Source organism: Sphingobacterium sp. DR205 (assembly GCF_011064245.1).
Taxonomy (GTDB): domain Bacteria; phylum Bacteroidota; class Bacteroidia; order Sphingobacteriales; family Sphingobacteriaceae; genus Sphingobacterium; species Sphingobacterium athyrii.
In genome coordinates, this window is record NZ_CP049333.1 from 6870379 (window position 1) to 6890401 (window position 20023).

The 20023-nt window shown below is 41.6% G+C and carries 12 protein-coding genes; 9 read left to right on the forward strand and 3 right to left on the reverse strand.

The annotated features are described in order from the left end of the window. The first annotated feature begins 19 nt into the window (after positions 1–19). Genes G6053_RS28880 through G6053_RS28890 form a run of 3 tightly spaced genes read left to right on the forward strand, consistent with a single transcriptional unit; the run spans position 20 to position 6260 of the window. Positions 20–3370 carry a SusC/RagA family TonB-linked outer membrane protein gene (locus tag G6053_RS28880; protein WP_108634698.1) on the forward strand — a complete coding sequence of 1117 codons (3351 nt, stop codon included), beginning with the start codon at positions 20–22 and terminating at the stop codon, positions 3368–3370. Between the two features lie 11 nt (positions 3371–3381). Beyond that, positions 3382–4767 carry a RagB/SusD family nutrient uptake outer membrane protein gene (locus G6053_RS28885; protein ID WP_108634697.1) on the forward strand — a complete coding sequence of 462 codons (1386 nt, stop codon included), beginning with the start codon at positions 3382–3384 and terminating at the stop codon, positions 4765–4767. A gap of 20 nt (positions 4768–4787) precedes the next feature. Next, positions 4788–6260, forward strand: coding sequence for a TlpA disulfide reductase family protein (locus G6053_RS28890; RefSeq protein WP_165309332.1), 1473 nt, complete (start codon positions 4788–4790; stop codon positions 6258–6260). A 73-nt stretch (positions 6261–6333) separates the two neighbouring features. On the opposite strand, the gene G6053_RS28895 is transcribed toward G6053_RS28890, so the two are convergent. Continuing rightward, positions 6334–8445: a M3 family metallopeptidase gene (locus tag G6053_RS28895; protein ID WP_165309333.1), complete on the reverse strand. Its 2112-nt coding sequence runs from the start codon at positions 8443–8445 to the stop codon at positions 6334–6336. Between the two features lie 170 nt (positions 8446–8615). Between G6053_RS28895 and G6053_RS28900 the strand changes: the two genes are divergently transcribed. After that, positions 8616–9692, forward strand: a complete 1077-nt coding sequence (locus G6053_RS28900) for a DUF4407 domain-containing protein (RefSeq protein WP_108634694.1) — start codon at positions 8616–8618, stop codon at positions 9690–9692. Between the two features lie 201 nt (positions 9693–9893). Here the strand turns inward: G6053_RS28900 and rmuC are convergent, their stop codons facing one another. Beyond that, positions 9894–11216, reverse strand: a complete 1323-nt coding sequence (rmuC, locus tag G6053_RS28905) for a DNA recombination protein RmuC (RefSeq protein ID WP_108634693.1) — start codon at positions 11214–11216, stop codon at positions 9894–9896. Positions 11217–11458: 242 nt separating this feature from the next. Continuing rightward, positions 11459–12646 (reverse strand): formimidoylglutamase, encoded by a 1188-nt coding sequence (locus tag G6053_RS28910; protein ID WP_108634692.1) that lies wholly within the window; start codon positions 12644–12646, stop codon positions 11459–11461. Between the two features lie 107 nt (positions 12647–12753). On the opposite strand from G6053_RS28910, the gene G6053_RS28915 reads away from it, so the two are divergent. From G6053_RS28915 to mfd, 5 genes are all read left to right on the forward strand, one after another. Beyond that, positions 12754–13725 (forward strand): NAD-dependent epimerase/dehydratase family protein, encoded by a 972-nt coding sequence (locus tag G6053_RS28915; protein WP_165309334.1) that lies wholly within the window; start codon positions 12754–12756, stop codon positions 13723–13725. A gap of 387 nt (positions 13726–14112) precedes the next feature. After that, positions 14113–15405 (forward strand): HAD-IB family phosphatase, encoded by a 1293-nt coding sequence (locus G6053_RS28920; protein ID WP_165309335.1) that lies wholly within the window; start codon positions 14113–14115, stop codon positions 15403–15405. 218 nt (positions 15406–15623) lie between these two features. Further along, on the forward strand, positions 15624–16208 hold the full coding sequence (locus G6053_RS28925; RefSeq protein WP_165309336.1) for a hypothetical protein: 585 nt from the start codon (positions 15624–15626) through the stop codon (positions 16206–16208). 2 nt (positions 16209–16210) lie between these two features. Continuing rightward, positions 16211–16342: a hypothetical protein gene (locus tag G6053_RS31005; protein WP_277603194.1), complete on the forward strand. Its 132-nt coding sequence runs from the start codon at positions 16211–16213 to the stop codon at positions 16340–16342. 212 nt (positions 16343–16554) lie between these two features. Further along, entirely contained in the window at positions 16555–19893 is a 3339-nt protein-coding gene (gene mfd / locus G6053_RS28930; RefSeq protein ID WP_165309337.1) for a transcription-repair coupling factor, read from the forward strand. Positions 19894–20023: the final 130 nt, after the last annotated feature.

The window sequence follows — 20023 nt, forward strand, 5'->3', positions numbered from 1 at the left end:
AATCAACCTACATAACTCCATGAACAAAACAAAACCCAAATTTAGAAAAGAATCGAGATTGGCTTTACTGCTCGTTTGTCTAAGCACCATGCATGTACAGAGCTTTGCCTATTCTCAAACCGAAAAAATTGATGTCTCTATCCAAGGCGGAAAGCTTGAAGATGTCTTTCAAACAATCAATGCCAAGAGCAAATACAAAATGTTCTTTAGCAAAGCGAGCCTACCTAATGCGACGGTCAATATTGTAGGAAAGAAAATCAGTATCAAAGATATTCTTTCCCAATCGCTGGCAGGGAGCAACTTAACATGGGAAATATTGGACAACAATATCATCGCTGTAAAGGAAAAACAACAAAATCAGCAACACATCGCGGGTCAAGTAGTCAACGAAAATGGAGCGCCCCTAGCTGGCGTGTCGGTCATGATAAAAGACTGGCAAAAAGCAGAATACCGCAATATGCAAACCAGTACCGCAACTGATGTCAATGGGCAGTGGGGGCTCCGTATTCCAAATGACGATGTCATTATAACCTTTTCTTTTATAGGGTATCAAAAGATGGATATACCAGCGAAACAACTTATAGCTAGTCCTACCCCGATCAAGCTTAAACCCGAAGAAGGTAGTTTGGAAGAAGTGGTCGTTATCGGCTATGGTACAACAACACGAAGACTGAATACAGGTTCGGTTGCTTCGATCACTGCAAAAGACATTACTTCCCAACCTGTAAGTAATCCCCTTGCGGCCCTATCCGGGAGAATGTCCGGCGTATTAATCGCTCAAAACAACGGTGTACCCGGAAGTGCTGTTCAGATTCAGATCAGAAACCAGGCATCATTAAGTGGAACAACTTCAGGATCAATCCCCTTATATGTTGTTGATGGGGTTCCTTTCACCAATTTTAATGGCGGGCAACCAGCTACCGATAACCTCAATTCATTTGGTATCTCAGCTTCTTCTGGAGGGTTAAGTCCGTTCAGCATGATTAACCCAGCCGATATCGAGCGTATCGATGTCTTGAAGGATGCCGATGCCACAGCGATCTACGGTAGCCGCGGAGCTAATGGTGTTGTATTAATCACAACCAAGAAAGGTCAAGCTGGCCGTACCCGTATCGGTGTCAACTTCAATACGGGATTTACTGAGGTCAACCGCTTTATCCCCATGTTAAATCTGGATGAATATCTGACCTTAAGAAAAGAAGCTTTTGCCAATGCTGGAGTTACGCCCACTGCCGATAATGCACCGGATCTTATGCTATGGGATCAGAACAAATCGACAGACTGGCAGAAAATGCTGATTGGAAACAAAGGCCATATAACCGACGTGCAGGCGAATATGTCTGGCGGAAACGAGTCCACCCGCTTTTTCTTCAATTCGGGATATAGACGTGAAAGCACCGTATTTTATGGGGACAGCAAAAATAGTCGGTTTACATCCCGCTTAAATCTGGATCACACCTCTTCCGACAAAAAATTCAATGCCGCCCTATCAGTTAGCTATGCCAATGATAATTCGGATATGCCTTCATCGGATGTGACATCACTCTACAATTTGGCGCCAAATTATCCAATTTATGGCGACAATGGAAAATACTATTGGTTACCATCCTCGGCGTTTATAGACAATCCCATGGCCATGCTTGAACAGAAATACTTTGGCAATACCAATAACCTGATCTCAAATGTTAACTTAAGTTACAAAATAGTACCAGGACTGACAGCAAAAGCAAATTTTGGTTATACTATCACCCAATTGAATCAAAATAACCAACGGCCAATTACTTCCTTAAACAATACCGTCTCCAACCCGCTTGGTTTTTCCAGTTTCTCCAATACAAAGGCCGAAAATTGGATTATTGAACCCACATTGGATTATGTAAAAAATATCGGCGAGGGTAAATTGACGGCATTAATCGGGACAAGTTTTCAGCAGAATTCGTCGCGCTCGCAGACAACCAATGGTTCCAATTATTCAAACGATGCCCTTTTGGGTTCACTCAGCGCCGCAGGATCATTCTCCGCCAGCAACAACCTCGTATACTACAAATACAATGCAGTATTCGGAAAAGTAAATTACGATTGGAAAGCGAAATATTTGTTTAATGGAACGTTCAGAAGAGATGCCTCATCTCGCTTTGGTCCTAAAAATAGATTTGGAAATTTCGGTGCCGTAGGACTTGGATGGGTATTTGGAAAAGAAGATTTTGTACAGGATAATCTCCAATTTTTGAGCTTTGGTAAATTGAGAGCGAGCTACGGAACAACAGGAAACGATCAGATTCCCAATTATATCTATCTCCCACTCTACTCTACGTCAGTGGCTTACCTAAACAATCCTTCCATGAATATCGGGAGGCTTCCCAATGAATATATCAAATGGGAAACGACCAAAAAATTGGAGTTTGCACTCGATCTGGGTTTCTTGAAGGATCGAATCCTATTTACAGGGAACTTTTTCAGAAATCGTTCTTCTGATCAAATCACTGATTTAGTTTTGAGTACCCAGACAGGCTACAATAGTTATATGGAAAACCTACCGGCGTTGATCCAAAATACAGGTTTGGAATTGGAGTTGAATACCACCAATGTGACAAATGAAAATTTTACATGGAAAACATCAGCTAACTTTACATTTTATAAAAACAAACTTGTAGAATTTCCTGGGCTTGAAAACACATTCTACTCAAGTAATTTTATAGTTGGAGAACCGATCAACATGGTCCGTTTGTATCACTATCAAGGTGTGGACGCGGAAACAGGAAGAGCTTTATATGAAGATCGCGATGGTGATGGAGCTATTACAGTCGATGATCGCTATGTTGCTGACTTAGGTACTCCTTTCTATGGTGGATTTAACAATACCTTTTCCTACAAAGGCTTTGAACTTGGCGTATTCTTTCAATTTAACCACCGCTTTGGTGTAACCAAAATCCTCAATACAAGACCTGGCGCTTTGGTCAATCAGAACGATTACTGGTTGGACAGATGGACACCAGGTAATACCAATGCAACTATCCCGGGGGCTATTATCCCTATAACTCCAGCCTCTTCGGCTGAAGGAGTTGATTTAAGTAACTCTTACAATCAATATACCAACTCCGACGCAGTTTATGGTGATGCTTCCTATATTAAATTAAGATCTGTCAACCTATCTTACAACTTACCGAAAAGCTGGACTTCGAAATTAAAAATGTCCAATTGCAATGTTTTTATGCAGGGTCAAAATCTCTTTACCTGGGCCAAAAACAAATATGTTCTGGATACCGAAACAACCGTCCAAGGGGGACCTTCTGGTCTAGGTACCGGAACGATCGCCCAGGTATTGCCTCCATTGCGCACCATTGTATTTGGATTTAACTGTCAATTTTAAAATTAGAGATCATGAAATTAAACATCAATAAAAATATATTACTATTAGCCATTACAAGTGGAACTCTTCTTGTCAGTTCCTGCGAAAAATTTGTGGAGTTGGGTGCTCCTCCAAATCAGGTACTCGCTGGCGAAGCGTTCGCTACAGACGCTTCTGCGAATAGTGTCATACGTGGATTATATGCCACAACACTAAGCATCAATCTCGCCGGGACGTCAACTTTCTATACAGGGATTGCTGCAGACGACCTTCAATACAATAATGCTGATCCGAATACCTCCGAATTTGCCAGCAATAACCTATTGAACACAAATGGCAATGTCGCGAATTTTTGGTCAAATTGCTATCAACTTATCAAGAATGCAAATAATGCAGTTTCAGGTCTCGAAGCATCCAATACGCTTACCCCAGCTGTCAAAGATCAGCTTTTGGGCGAAGCTAAATTTTTCAGGGCTTATGCCTATTTCTATCTCGCTAATCTTTACGGCGATGTGCCCTTGCAATTACGCGACGACCTACACGCTTTTGAAGACGCAACGCTTTCACGGGCTCCTGTACAACAAGTGTATGATCAAATCATTGCAGACCTAAAAGATGCGGAGAGCAGAATGGCTACCGCCTATGACGCAACCGCAAATCCAAGAGGCCGTGCCAACAAAGCTGCCGCCAGCGCACTGCTAGCAAGAGTCTACCTGTATCAAAAAGATTATCAAAATGCGGAATCTTATGCGACCAAAGTATTGCAATCCGCTGATTATGGTATGCCTACACCAGATAAAAACTTTGTCAACTCAAGTAATGAGGTTATTCTACAACTTGCGAATCAGAGTGGAGTGACCACATTTGGTGCCAATTACATAACGACAGCCACAGTTGCACCGGGATACACCTTGCCTGATGCAGTATACAACAGCTTTGAGACCTCGCCTACAATGGACTTAAGAAAGACAAATTGGACAAGTTCAAAAACGGTCTCAAACAAAATCTATTATGCCATCACCAAATATAAGGTAGCCTCGGGAACAGGATCTGAATATCACATTATGCTTCGCCTAGCCGAACAGTATCTTATTCGCGCTGAAGCAAGAGCCAACCTTGGAAAACTGGCCGAAGCCCGCGCTGATGCGGACGCAGTGCGTGCACGTGCGGGGCTGGCTGGACTTAATACCAGTTTAAACCAAACGCAATTATTGTCTGCTATAGCGACCGAACGTCTCCATGAATTTTTTGGTGAATTTGGCCATCGTTGGCTTGATCTCAAGCGGACCGACCGCGCTTCGGCTGTCCTTTCACCGATCAAATCAAACTGGCAAGCCACAGATGTCTTATTCCCGATTCCCCAAGCGCAGATTTTGATCAACAGGAACTTGACACAGAATCCGGGATACGAAGATTAATGAATTTAAAAATTATAAAAATGAAAACTCACATCTTAACGGCTGCTTTCGCATTTTCGCTGACGGCAGCCTTTGCGCAGCAGCCTGCAAAAAACAAATACCAACAATACCTGCCTATTATTGAAAAAGGTACGTTGGTACAAAAGGATTCACTCGCCAATGCATTGATGGGCGAATTAAAAACATATAAATCGGAAGAGGACTATCGGACCACAATTAACGTTTTGCGCTCTTTAGGTAAAGAAGATTTGCAGGTTTCGGCAGAGACATTAGCGAAGAAAAAATATCCAAAAGGATCACTGACACGTGATGCCTTTATCACAGATGTATATTACAATGCAAGTACGCCAGTACAGAAAGAAAAAGCATATAATGAACTCCTAAAAAAATGGCCAGTTAAAAACTTTAGCGAAGAACCGTTGACATACGATTATGTATTAGCTAATCTGGCACAGAGTTTTGCCAACGACGGAAATGCACAAAAAGCAGTTCATTACCTAGGGGAAATGAAAGAACGATTCTGGCGTGGAAATGGATATATCCCTGTCGGTCAAATTCTATTGAGCGCAGGCGACACGACTACAGCGGCTCCACTATTAAAGACCGCTATGGATGATAGCTATTACTATTTAACACTTCCCGAGGATCAAAAAGACAATAAAGCTCGCTTTGCAGCGATGGGGTACGCAAGCTCCATGTCAGCTTATGTAAATATTCTTGTTGCTCAGAAAAAATACGCTGAAGCACTAAATTACATTGAGAATGCGCTCAAAGCTGCGCCAGAGCAAGCGGACGGTCTTGCCATGGTGTATTACAAATCATTAATGGGTACAGGCAGAAAGCTGGAAGCATACAACATTTTGACCAAATTGTATGCTAAAGGACAGTTTGCTGTTGAAAATGATCTCAAAAAACTATATACGGAATTGAACGGATCTATACAGGGATACGAGAACTTTAATGCTTCACTGAAAACAGAGTTAACGCAAAATATCCGAAATCATATCAAGGAGATGGCAACCTTTAAACCAGCACCCAATTTTGAACTACTCAATCTAAAGGGTGAAAAAGTATCTTTGGCCAGTTTAAAAGGAAAAGTTGTCGTCTTAGACTTCTGGGCAACTTGGTGTCAACCTTGTGTGCGTTCATTTCCCGGTATGAAAGCGGCTCAAGAATCTTATGCAAATGATAAAGATGTACAATTCTTGTTTATGAATACTTGGGAACGCGATAAGAATTATAAAGAGAATGTTGTATCCTTTATCACAAAAAATAATTATCCTTTTGAAGTGCTTTACGACGATCAAAAAGATCCGCAAACTGGTGAGGTCATGGCAGCGAAATTTGGCGTCAAAGGTATTCCAGCCAAATTTATCATAGATAAGGAAGGAAATATTCGTTACTTTTTGACCGGATCTACGCCAAACGTGGACTATATCAAATTAGAAATGAAGGAGCTCATCGAAGCTGCCAAAAAACCTTATAAAGGGTAAAAATACAAAAGGCTGTCTCCGACGTTTGCTCAATACAAACATAGGTGACAGCCTCTTTTTTGTGTATGCTAGATTAATTCAATCCTCTTTTTTTCAATAAATATTTCGGATCCGGATCTGCTCCTCTAAAGATACGATACATTTTTGCGGGATCATCCGTTCCTCCTTTTTCAAGGATATTCTTACGGAATGAATCTGCTGTCGCTTTATCGTACAGCGATTTTTCCTTAAAGGCCGCAAAAGCGTCCGAGTCTAATACTTCCGACCAGATATACGCATAGTAACCTGCTGAATAACCTCCAGCAAAGATATGCTGAAAATAAGTGCTTCTATAACGTGGAATAATTGCGTCTATAATACCAATTTTCTTCATTGCCGATTTTTCAAATCCTTTGACATCTTTCGAAATTTCTTTGGTTGTGGCATGATAATCCATATCGAGCAATGCAGCCGAAAGATATTCTACGGTCGCGAAGCCTTGATCAAAGGTTCCTGCTTTTTCCATTTTCTGAATCAAGGAGTCCGGCATGGCCTCTTTGGTCTTAAAATGTTTTGCATAGGTTTTTAATACTTCTGGATCTGCGGCCCAATTCTCCATTATCTGTGAAGGTAATTCCACAAAGTCGCGTGGCACCGAGGTACCCGCCATTGATCTGTACCGAACATTGGAAAGCAGACCATGTAAGGCATGCCCAAATTCGTGGAATAGCGTAGTCGCCTCATCAAAAGTCAGTAATGCTGGATCTTTTCCGACAGGTTTTGTGAAATTACATACGATCGAAATTACCGGTGCGACACGTTTACCATCTTTTGTGGACTGATCACGGTAAGATGTCATCCATGCGCCACCACGTTTCGATTCACGCGGAAAGAAATCCGCATACAAAAGTCCCAGATGTGAACCATCTTTGTCTTTCACTTCGTACACTTCTACTTCCTTATGGTAAGTGGGTACGTTATTTAAGGCAACGAATGTCAGACCGTATAATTTGTTTGCCACAGCAAAAGCACCTTCACGTACTGCTGGCAGGCTCAAGTAGGGTTTTATTTCATCTTCATCCAATGCAAAGCGTTTTTTGCGGATAATCTCTGTATAATACCGCCAATCGTAGGGTGCAACAGCAAAAGTACCACCTTCAGCTTTAATCTCTTTTGCGATATCTACCTCTTCGCCTTTCGCTTTCGCCAAGGCCGGTGTCCATAACTTATTCAATAAGGCATATACATTTTCAGGTGTCTTGGCCATGGATTCCTCAAGCACATAGGCGGCGTGCGAAGAATAACCCAATAGTTTGGCTTTTTGAAGACGAAGATTAACAATTTTCTGAATGATTTCTTTATTATCACTCGTGTTATCGTGGTTACCGCGCATTTGATATGCTTCCCAGATTTGCTTTCTCAGTTCACGGTTTTTGGCATACTGCAGGAAAGGCATGATCGAAGGATTTTGTAAGGTAAATACCCATTTGTCCTTTTTACCCTTGTTAACAGCTTCCTCAGCAGCAGCTGTTTTCAATGATTCCGGCAAACCCTCCAATTGACTGGCTGAATCCACCACAAGCTGATAGGCATTGGTTTCAGCCAATAGGTTCTGGCCAAACTGTGTTGTCAATGTCGAAAGTTCGGCATTGATCTTTTTCATTTTTTCTTTATCAGCATCCTTCAGATTTGCACCGGAACGTACAAAGCTTTTATAGGTCTCTTCCAAAAGCTTGTTGTCCTGCGAATCCAAACCAAGTGTATTACGGCTGTTCCAAACTGTTTTAACTTTATTAAATAGCTTGGAGTTCATCGAAATTTCATCGGAATGGCTGGACAATATCGGCGCCAAATCTTTTGCAATTGCCTGAATGCTATCATTGGTATTCGCGCTGTTTAGGTTATGAAATACAGTAGATACGTTGCTTAGCAAGCTTCCTGCATTTTCAAGGGCTACTATCGTATTTTGGAAAGTAGGCTTATCGGAGTTATTGACAATGGTGTCAATCTCCAGATTATGTACTTTTATTGCCTCTTCAAAGGCAGGTCTGAAATGTTCGGTTTTGATCTTGTCAAATGGTGGAACATTAAAGGGCGTCTCATAGGCTAATAAAAGAGGATTATCTGTCATCATTTTTTTTTCCTCACAACCAACAAATGCAGTTGCCACTATCATTAAAAATGGCAAAAGTTGTCTTTTCTTCATATCGTCTGATTATTCCTGATTTTTTTTCAAAGATAATAAAATTAGGCAAATACGGGAGCCCCACCTCTTTGCATCCTAAGTGAGCAAAAAACCGTCATCCTATTGTAAAACAAAAACTTATTCGCAAATCTTGTTAAAAATATTCTGTCAATTTGGATAAAAATATTTTAATGAGCGCTATTAACCGTTTCTTTTGGGGATGTGCAGGTGTACATCAAGAAACTCTTGAAAAGTATCCCGAGGAGCATAGTAAGTACACAGCCATAGGTGCTACTATCTTTTTTACTGGATTATTTGCCAGTCTTTCTGGTGGGTATGCGATGTATTTTGTATTCAGCGGAGGAACGTTGGACTGGTTTCTGGCCATCGTATTTGGCATCATTTGGGGCTTGGCGATATTCAATATGGATCGATACATCGTATTGAGCATCAATAAATCCAAAAGTGGCTGGATGCAGCTCTTACAGGCTTTGCCCCGTATTTTGTTGGCTATTCTAATTGGTTTGGTCATTTCACGTCCATTGGAGCTAAAAATTTTCGACAAAGAGATCCGCGAGAATTTACGTGTACGTTATCTTGCTGACCAACGCGCAAAGATCGACACCCTCAATAATACATTCAACAAAAAATACAGCAATGAGGTCAATCAATTAAAGGCAACAAGTGTAGAGCGTGATTCACTTGAATCTAGTATCAAGACCGACCGCACCAAATTAAATTATGAAATCTATGGTAATAAAACCACGGAGACATCGGGTGTGATGGGTTATGGCCCCTATGCTAAAATGAAGGAAGAAGATCTTAAAAAGAAAGAAGCTTATCTGGATACGCTACGTAATAAAATAGCAGCACAACAAAATGCTATCCGTCAAAAGCAAAAATTTGAAGGGATACTGGATCAAAAGGTTTTGTCAAATGCCTCGCTGGACAGCGCCGTGAACGTTGCAGGTTTCGCCGATCGCAATTCGGCGCTGGGTAATCTGCGCTATGATGCCAATGGAAAGGTCAATGAATCCAATGCGAATGCGGTATTCTTTATCGCACTGCTCTTTGTGTTTCTGGAATGTCTTCCTGTCATTGTCAAACTATTGGCCGGACGCGATCCTTACGACAATGAAATCCAAAATCTAAGAACTCTACACGATTACGAATCGGATACCAATCTCGTTGTGGAGAAGGAGGCTGTTGATCGTCTAAAGGATACTTATGTGGATGTTTCAATCAACAAACGCATGAAAGAACTGTAGGGAGGTATTAGTATTGAGTAGTTAGTCGTGAGTATTGAGACTTTGCCGGGTACAAGCCTACGGCTTATAAGTGAGCTTGCATTATCTATTACTATGGAGATATAAGTACTGAGACTTTACTGTTTTCAAGCTTTCGGCTTATGACCAGCTCTTCAATCTTTGTTGTTATGCCTACAGGACCTGTCGGGAAGGAAGACTTAATTACTCGTCTTCGTCCAGAAATTTAGCATCGATCTGTTTATTCGCCTTTGCGCCCAAGCGTTTCAGCTTCTCTACTTTTCCGATAACATTTCCCGCCCCTGTAGACAGCTTTTTGGTCGCATCTTCATGGCTTTTCAATGCGCGTTCCAGCTGATTTTGAACCTGCTCCATATCCGTCAGGAAGCTCACAAATTTATCGTACAAACTGCCAGCTTCTTTGGCGATTTCAATCACATTGCGTGTCTGACGTTCTTGTTTCCAGATACTGGCGATCGTACGCAATGTCGCTAGAAGGGTGGATGGGCTGACGATCACGACCTTGCGATCCCAGGCATCACTGAATAGATCCGGTTTTTCTGCGACAGACATGCTCAATGCGGATTCAATCGGCATAAACAAAAGAACAAATTCCGGCGATTCTATCCCATATAGCTCATGGTAGTTTTTAGCGGAAAGTTCTTTCACATGATTTTCGACAGACTGTACATGTTGCTTAGCAAAAATCGCGCGGTCTTCATCGGTCTCGGCATTGACCCAACGTTCATAAGCAATCAGGGAAACTTTAGAATCCACGATAAGATGTTTATCTTCTGGGAGATCAATAATTGCATCGGGCTGCATTCTGCGCCCTTCGGCATCCATCAAGGAAACCTGTAGCCTAAATTCACGGTCTTTCATCAGTCCCGAACGTTCCAGCACTCTTTCCAAAATCACTTCCCCCCAATTGCCTTGTTTTTTTGTATCTCCTTTTAACGCTTTGGTTAAGCTATTGGCTTCATCTTTAATCTTGAGACTCTGTTCGACCAATTGCAATACAACGCCCTTCAAGGAATTGCGTTCAGCCGCTTCCTGGTTATAATTTTTATCTACCTTCTCCTCAAACAGCTTGATTTTTTCCTTTAAGGGATCCAAGATCAGACCGAGTGAACGGTGATTTGTTTCGGTAAATTTCTGCGTTTTCTCTTCCAATATTTTATTGGCGATCACTTGAAATTCATTGTTAAACTGTCTTTTTATTTCAGCGATTTCATTTTTTTGTTCCTGGAATTTATCCAATTGGGCCTCATAGAAGGAACGTGTACTTTCCAGCGAGCGCTCAGCGACCAATACACTCTCGCGCTCTTTATCCAATTCGTTCCTCAACATTAAACGTTCTTCGAGGAGACTTTGCTCCCGTTGCTGTGAACGCGCCAGTTCTATTTTCAATGTTTCCATCTCCTTATTCGGACCGATATCCAAACCTGGCGCAGTATTTTTTTTTAATACCAATATGATCAAAATGACCAGCAACAAGACAATGCCTGCAAAGAAAAATATTTCCATGATTTAAATTTTACGAGAATAACAGCTTTTGGCTTTTGTCACCGTATAACTGTTATTGAAATTTTTGATTTACGTTAAGTCCTGCGGAAGTATAGATGGATCGTTTCGTACCATCGTACCCCTTTTGACCGATGCATATATGTTCTCAAAATTCGGGAACGCTGCAGTCACTCCTGTGTCACTGAATGTGAACATCTCATGGATAGTTATTTCATGAGGAGTGATCCGCCATTTATTGTTGCCTATTGCAGTTTTTGATGAGTCTTCCACCACAAATCAGGCATTTCGCCAGAAATAGCTAGCTGATAATCTTCGTAGCGGCATGGCACCAGATAATACCTTTCATTGACTGATTTTGATCCAAAGTAGGGTACCTGTATCCACCAGCGGTCAGATTTTTTGCTTTTCACAAAAACCAATTCATGTTCTTCATTTTCGAGTGTTGTACGATAGATAATATAGGATGATTTCGGGTACAACGGTGTATCTTGTTTACGGTTATAATAGCCATCAATAAAACACCAGACCATCTGCGACACCAACATGGCCGTCTGTTCCATCGGGTCAAATGTGGGGTTCAGTTCATAGAAACCGATAGAAGTACATTTGTCGGACATACCGGCATAGCGTGCCAGCTGACATGCTTCGTCGCCGTACAGCCCATTTGGAATTGCATTGGCATTGCCGGGTGCCTCCGAGGCACGGATGGCCCCAATGTCAAAGCTGATCATATCAGCCGCCCGGATAAGGGGTTCGGACTGATCCATCCTACCTGCGATCATGCCCACGCGGGTTGCATTGAAAAACAATTTGTCGTACATATTGATGGATTCTTTACTGACCAGGTAGGTCTGGTAAGCAATGGAATTCAGGTTAAACAAATAATCAGGCTGATGTAGAATAATGTGATTGACATAAGACCTCGAATTGAGACTGACATTTTCGGCTTCTTCTTGATTGAGATCAAAACGTGAATCCACAATAGCAAGCTCAATCTTTCGTTCCAAATTCTGATATCCCAAGTATTGTGCATAAGTCAAATCCTGTCCGCCACCAATAATAATCGGAAGGATATTGGCTTTCACCAATTCTTCTACCACAGATTTCAGTGCGACATAGGTATCTTGGATGGTATTACCCGCTTTTATATTGCCCAGATCTACTATATTCATCTTATAATCGCCTTGATACAGCGTATAAAGATGTTTGCGTACCGCATCAGGGGCTTTGTCGGTCCCATTGTTATTGATGGATGCCCGATCTTCCTGCACACCGACAATTGCCAACTGGGGCTTATCACTTTCCTCCCAGGTAGGAAAATCGGTCTCATAAGCCTGGATCACATTCCCTAACTGGGAGCTCAGGAAACCATGCTCAGGAGAAATACTTGTAATTGAGATCGGACTGAAAAATACGGACAATGACGACATAAGCTATAGTTTGTTTAAGACACCTCATTTTTTGGGATGCAACTCACACAAATATCCATTTATTAACTAACTTTTGAAAACATTATTTTTAACAGTATCTTTATCAAGTGATATTAATAACTGGAGGAACAGGTTTTTTAGGGTCTACGCTAATCAGACAATTGATAGACCGCGGAATTGACGTCATTGCCATCAAAAGAGCTCAATCGACTATTCCGGCAGCCCTACTGTCCTCATCATTGATTCAATGGATTGATGCAGATATCAACAATTATTTTGAGCTCGAAGATGCGCTGGAGGGAGTGACAAAAGTATATCATTGCGCGGCGCTGGTTTCCTATCAGAAGAAAGATGTCAAATCACTTTTTAAGGTCAATGTAGAAGGAACTGCACATATTGTCAATCTATGTTTAGAAAAAGGCATTCGCCTGCTTCATGTCAGTTCAATCGCGGCTTTGGGCACAAATAAGGACAACCTGCCAGTCTCGGAGAAAGATCATTGGGAGCACAGTCCGACGACCTCTAATTATTCGCTTTCTAAATATCAGGCAGAAATGGAGGTTTGGCGCGGTATTACCGAGGGCCTGGATGCTGTTATTGTGAATCCATCTGTCATATTGGGCGCAGCGGCCAAAGATAAGGGATCGGGAGCACTGTTCTCAATGATCAATAAAGGATTGAAGTTTTATCCAAAGGGGAGTGTTGGGATAGTTGACGTCGAGGATGTCGCAACTATCATGATCCAATTAATGGAAAAAAGCGATATTACTGCCGAACGTTATATCATCAATCACGTCAACATCCTCAATAAAGATTTGCTCAGTGTAGCCAGTGTCCTAATGAACAAGCCCGAGCCTACGATTGAAGTTTCCGAAACACTTCTTCAGATCGCGTCCACTGTCTCTGGTGTGTTATCTGTCTTCAAGAAATCGGGCTCATCGCTGACCAAAGAAACGGCCGCGGCATCAAGCGCTAAATTACAATACTCCAATGCAAAGGTCCAGTCACTCCTGAACCACAACTATCGTCCATTGGAACAAACATTAAAAGAAATTGCAAATTTGTACAACAAACAGTAAAATAACATAAATAGTAAACAACCAAACCCTGAACCCGTCATGAGCGTATCAAACTATCAGATAAAAAAATAAAGCCTGCATGTTTATGATTGATTCATTTGCTAAACAGTATTCCTGTGAAACAATCACAAACCTCTATTGCTTATTAAGGAATGATTAGTTGGCCATGATAGCTTCATCGTCATTAAAAACAAGTTATTACGATGAAACCATCATGAGGTTGACCAAGTCACATTCAATAGTGATACGTACTGCTCATGATTGCTTCATCACCATTAAAAAACAAGTTATTGCGATGAAACCATCATGAGGTTAACCAAGTCACATTCAATAGTGATACGTACTGCTCATGATAGCTTCATCACCATTAAAAAACAAATTATTACGATGAAAAATTATTACATCATTGATTTTGATAGTACATTTACACAAGTAGAAGCGCTCGATGAGCTCGCCCGGATCTCACTTGAAGATCATCCTGAGCGCGAAGCGATCTATCAAGAAATCGAACGCTATACCAATCTTGCCATGGAAGGCAAACTTTCCTTCCGCGAAGCACTCGCCGGCCGGGTAAAATTGTTGAATGCCAACAGAAGCCACTTGGACAAACTGGTATCTCACCTCAAGAAAAAGGTATCAACATCCTTCTCCCGCAACCGGGAATTTTTCAGAAAACATTCAGATACGGCTTGGATCGTTTCCGGAGGTTTTAAGGAATTTATCACCCCCGTTGTGACACCCTATCATATCAAAACCGAGAATATCTATGCAAATACGTTCAGATTTGATGCGGAAGATAATATTATCGGGTTTGACGAAGAAAATCCTTTGTCCAATGAAGGTGGAAAAGTACAACTACTTAAACAACTCAATATCGAGGGACGGCTTTTTGGCATCGGCGATGGTTATTCGGATTTCCAGCTAAAAGAGTCCGGATTGATTGAAAAATTCTTTGCCTTTACAGAGAATATCCAGCGCAAAAGTGTCACTGAAAAAGCAGACTTCATTACACCCAGCTTTGATGAATTCTTGTATGTGAATGATTTACCACGTGCGATCTCATATCCTAAAAATCGGATTCTGTGCCTCATTGTCGGCGATGTTCCTGAGATTGCAGCCCATATTTTAAAAAGAGATGGTTTCTCGGTCCGTACAAAAGAAACCTTCGAAGAAAAATATGTGAAGGATGTTGGGATGCTTTTACTGGGCAACAATATCGACATTACCGATGAACAGCTGCAACAGGCAGATAAGCTAAAAACGATCGGATATCTGGGCGATATCAAGGGGCATATCAATAAGGATATCTGTAATGCCAAAGGAATTGTCGTCTTTGATGATAAAAAAAGCAAGAAGAAAAATTCGGAATTTATCCCACGTCGCATGGCCGAATTCATCAACAACGGCGATACGTATTTAAGCCGTAATTTCCCGAATTTGATCTTACCAAAAGTAAAACAGGTGACGAGATTGCTCCATATCCATAAAAACGTTCCGGGTATTATGGCCCAAATCAATAATGTATATGCGCAGAATGATATCAATATCGTCGCACAGTTCCTGATGACCAAAAGCGATATCGGTTACGCTGTTACCGATATACAAGGTGAGTATGATAAAGATCTATTGAAGCAATTGAAACAGATTGAAAATACGATCAAGTTTAGAATATTGTATTAGATCAATTGGACCGGGATATCTACGCCATGGGATGACTCCAATTTAATACGATGATGAATAAAGGAGCAAGGATGACGGACTGTTAGCTGAACAAGCAGGCGTCTTTCATTTTTGCTCTATATACAGAGCAGCTATTTACGCGTAGATGAGGAAACTATAAAAAGAGAATATGCCTCTGTGGAGGGTAAGATTATATTATAACATCATAACTTTAAATCATGTCGCTACACCAAGATGCAGAATTAAAGAAAGCAGTCCTTGAATTACCGCAAAAGGAAAAAGACAAATTACTTGTCCGCCTGATCAGCAAAGACAAAATGCTGATGAAACAATTGCACTTTCAATTGCTGGAAAATGAATATGACTTGGAGGAACGTATTGATAAATTGCGGAAGCAACTCGCTCAATTGTTTGACATCGGGACAAATCAGATTGCCAATACACCACATCACAGCAATTTTATTGCATTGAGTAAGCTGGTCAAACAGGCCAGCGGCCTGGTGAACGAACACGAGAAAGTCACCAAAGACAAAACCAGTGAAGCTGAATTTCGTTTTTATATTCTACAACGAGTCATAGGCGATTATGAGCGACTATTCAATTCATCCTATCAATCGGCAGCCCATAAATTGCATAAATATATCACGGGCCGTATAAAACATGCTGTCGGTAAATACGATAAACTCCATGAGGATTTTCAGTTCGATTATCGGGAAGATTTTCAAAACGCCCTACATGCTTTTGGCAATACAACATTAAAAAGCTATATTAGTGAACAGCGAATTGAGCTCGACCTAAATTAATCATGAGAAACAGCAAAAACCGTGTTAAAATCGGATCCTATCGTATCACTGCCTACGAGCAGTATAAATTAATCTATCTGGCTATCCTTTTGATCTTATTGGCTTTTGCCTATACATTTCACTTAGTAAAATAGCTCACTGAGGAACCTCCACGGCTAATCTTCCGGGACTAGCGGCATAACCCGTCTTTTCCCAACAGCGTTTTCGCCCGTAATTCATGGCATACTGTCTTTTGCCCCGGCATCAAAAGTTCACTTCCGGACAAGTTTTACCAAAAAATTTAGCACAACATACCACATACTTAAGAGGATTTAATTAAATTCGCAATTATTCGAAATTTTTGCTCGTGGGAATTCAAGAAATACTAGAAAAATACAGTCAAAGCGAATCAGTCCAGTCGCTTACAAAGGCTATGCAGTCCAAAAATCCAAAGATTCAGCTGAAAGGTCTTATCGGTTCTTCGGATGCATTTATTGCCGTTTCCTCCTACAAATTGCAGGAGCGTCCGATGGTCTTTATTTTACCGACGCACGAAGATGCCTCCTATTTTTTAAGTGATCTGGAAAGCCTTCTGGACAAGCAGGTACTTTTTTTCCCATCTTCTTACCGAAAAGCTTTTGATTTCACACAGACGGACTCGGCAAATGTATTACAGCGTGCAGAAACATTAAGTTCGCTCAATCATACGTCGGAATTGCCAAAGATGGTGGTTACCTACCCCGAAGCGATTGCTGAGAAGGTAATCAATCGTACCGATCTGGAGAAAAACACCCTAGAGATTACAGAAAACACAGCGCTAAGTATCGATTTTATCAACGAGTTTTTGATCGAGTACGATTTCGAACGTGTAGATTTTGTCTATGAACCGGGGCAATTTGCCATACGAGGTGGTATCGTAGATATTTTTTCTTTCTCGAACGACCTTCCCTACCGCATCGAATTCTTTGGGGATGATATCGAAAGCATTCGGACATTTGACATTGAATCTCAGCTTTCGGTCAATAAAATCCATAAGGTTACCATCGTTCCGAATGTTCAGGCCAAATTTCTGACCTCGCAGCATATTTCTTTACTGGAATATATCGATCAGGGGGCTTCCATCTGGATTAAAGACGCCCAGTTCACCCTAGATGTTGTCAGAGATGGATTAAAAAAAGCAAAACAACTGTGGCTGAGCTTGACCGACAAACAGAAAAGAGATAATCCTGAATGGCATAATCCCGAGTACGAATTTACCGACGAGAAAAACCTCAACGCCTTATTTTTTGATTTCCCGATCATAGAATTTGGAAAACAGTTTTTCTATAAAGGGGAGGTCGCGCTCAAGTTTGACATTCATCCACAGCCTTCTTTTAATAAGGACTTTAATCTGCTGATCCATAATTTTAAGGAAAATGAAAGCCATCGAATCCAGAATTTGATCTTTTCGGATTCAACGAAACAGGTTGAACGGATCTATACGATACTGGAGGATCTTGACAAAGCGGCCACTTTTATCCCTATACACAAAGCATTGCGCGAAGGCTTCAGGGATGACAGCCTGAAATTAGCCTGTTATACGGATCATCAGATATTTGACAGGTACTACAAATACAAACGGAAAAAAGCTTACGAACGTTCGCAGGCGATTACACTGAAAGATTTACGTGATCTCAAACCCGGGGATTTTATCACCCATATTGATCATGGTGTGGGCCGATATGGCGGTCTGGAAAAGGTCGATGTCAACGGTAAATCTCAGGAAATGATCCGGCTGATCTATGCCGACAATGACCTGCTCTATGTCAATATCAACTCGTTGAACCGGATTTCAAAATATTCCGGTAAGGAGGGTACGGTGCCGAAGATGAATAAACTTGGTACAGATGCCTGGGATAAATTAAAGAAAACGACCAAAAAGAAGGTCAAGGATATTGCCCGCGACCTGATTATGCTTTATGCCAAACGTAAGGCTCAGCATGGTAATGCCTTCTCGCCGGATAGCTATTTGCAGAATGAACTGGAGGCCTCGTTTATCTATGAAGATACCCCAGATCAGGAAAAGGCTACAGCAGATGTAAAAAAAGATATGGAATCGCCACATCCAATGGACCGGTTGATCTGTGGTGACGTCGGCTTTGGAAAGACAGAAGTCGCCATCCGTGCGGCATTCAAAGCCGTAGCAGATAGCAAACAGGTGGCTGTTTTGGTTCCGACAACCATCTTGGCATTACAACATCATCGTACATTTACTGAACGCCTAAAAGGACTTCCATGCAACATTGACTACATCAACCGTTTTAAAACGACCAAACAGATCAAAGATACCTTGGCCCGACTTGCCGAAGGAAAAATAGATATTATCATCGGTACGCATCGCCTGGTGAGCAAGGATGTCAAATTCAAAGACCTTGGTCTGATGATTATTGATGAGGAGCAGAAATTTGGTGTCGCCGCCAAAGAAAAACTAAAAGCAATGCGCGCCAATGTGGATTCGCTGACCTTAACAGCGACTCCGATCCCAAGGACCTTACATTTCTCTTTGATGGGAGCGCGCGATCTAAGCATTATCTCAACACCGCCCCCCAATCGTCAACCGGTACAGACCGAGCTGCATGTCTTTAATGAGGCATTGATCGGCGAAGCAGTCAGCTACGAGCTGGACCGGAGCGGACAGGTTTTCTTTATCCATAACCGTGTCGCAGATCTTCCCCAGCTAGGCAATTTAATTCGCAAGCTCGTTCCCGGAGCACGTGTTGGTGTTGCTCATGGTCAACTGGAAGGAGATGAATTGGAAGATGTGATGCTCAAATTTATCAACCACGACTTTGACGTGCTGATTGCAACGACAATTATCGAAGCTGGTCTGGATATACCGAATGCCAATACGATTATCATCAATCACGCCCATATGTTTGGCCTCAGTGACCTGCATCAGATGCGGGGTCGTGTAGGGCGTTCGAATAAAAAAGCATTCTGTTACCTATTGAGTCCACCGTTATCGACATTGACCCCTGAGGCCTATAAACGCCTTTCGGCCATCGAGGAATTTTCGGAATTAGGTTCGGGTTTTAATGTTGCTATGCGGGATCTGGATATCCGGGGTTCAGGAAATTTATTGGGTGGTGAGCAATCGGGCTTTATCGCTGAAATCGGGTTTGAGATGTACCACAAAATCTTGGACGAAGCCATTCAGGAGCTCAAAGATGATGAATTCTCGGAGGTATTTGCGGATGAGCAAGAGCGCAAATATGTCAATTTCACACAAATAGACACAGATCTTGAAGTATTAATCCCCGATGAGTACGTAACGAACATTACCGAACGCTATAATCTGTATACGGAACTTTCCAAACTTGACAATGAACAGCAGCTGGCAGCATTTGAAAAAGAACTCGAAGACCGCTTTGGCCCTATCCCGCACGAAGTATTCGAACTATTCAATACTTTACGCCTGCAATGGTTTGGAAAAACAATTGGGTTCGAAAAGATATCTTATAAAAAGCATACCCTTAAAGGTTATTTTGTGAATAATCCAAAATCAAGCTATTTTGAATCGGATCAATTCGGCCGGGTGCTGTCTTTTGTACAGTCCCATCCTGAGATCAGCAATCTCAAAGAGGTTAAAGGGCAACTCCGTCTCGCATTGAGCAATGTAAACACAATTAGTTATGCGCTGAACCTGCTCAAACAGATGTTATCTTAAGTATGCCACACTGTCCCTTATAAATAAAATCTACTTATTACGTAGATTTTATTTATATTTGGTTTACAAGAAAACCTTCCTATAGTGATCTGCACCGGATGCAGTGAAAGGATATTGAAGGTTTTTATTG

Excerpts from the sequence above, each read along its gene's own strand:
- G6053_RS28880 (WP_108634698.1), top strand. The coding sequence starts at position 20 with ATGAACAAAACAAAACCCAAATTTAGAAAAGAATCGAGATTGGCTTTA.
- G6053_RS28885 (WP_108634697.1), top strand. The coding sequence starts at position 3,382 with ATGAAATTAAACATCAATAAAAATATATTACTATTAGCCATTACAAGT.
- G6053_RS28890 (WP_165309332.1), top strand. The coding sequence starts at position 4,788 with ATGAAAACTCACATCTTAACGGCTGCTTTCGCATTTTCGCTGACGGCA.
- G6053_RS28895 (WP_165309333.1), bottom strand. The coding sequence starts at position 8,445 with ATGAAGAAAAGACAACTTTTGCCATTTTTAATGATAGTGGCAACTGCA.
- G6053_RS28900 (WP_108634694.1), top strand. The coding sequence starts at position 8,616 with ATGAGCGCTATTAACCGTTTCTTTTGGGGATGTGCAGGTGTACATCAA.
- rmuC (WP_108634693.1), bottom strand. The coding sequence starts at position 11,216 with ATGGAAATATTTTTCTTTGCAGGCATTGTCTTGTTGCTGGTCATTTTG.
- G6053_RS28910 (WP_108634692.1), bottom strand. The coding sequence starts at position 12,646 with ATGTCGTCATTGTCCGTATTTTTCAGTCCGATCTCAATTACAAGTATT.
- G6053_RS28920 (WP_165309335.1), top strand. The coding sequence starts at position 14,113 with ATGAAAAATTATTACATCATTGATTTTGATAGTACATTTACACAAGTA.
- G6053_RS28925 (WP_165309336.1), top strand. The coding sequence starts at position 15,624 with ATGTCGCTACACCAAGATGCAGAATTAAAGAAAGCAGTCCTTGAATTA.
- G6053_RS31005 (WP_277603194.1), top strand. The coding sequence starts at position 16,211 with ATGAGAAACAGCAAAAACCGTGTTAAAATCGGATCCTATCGTATCACT.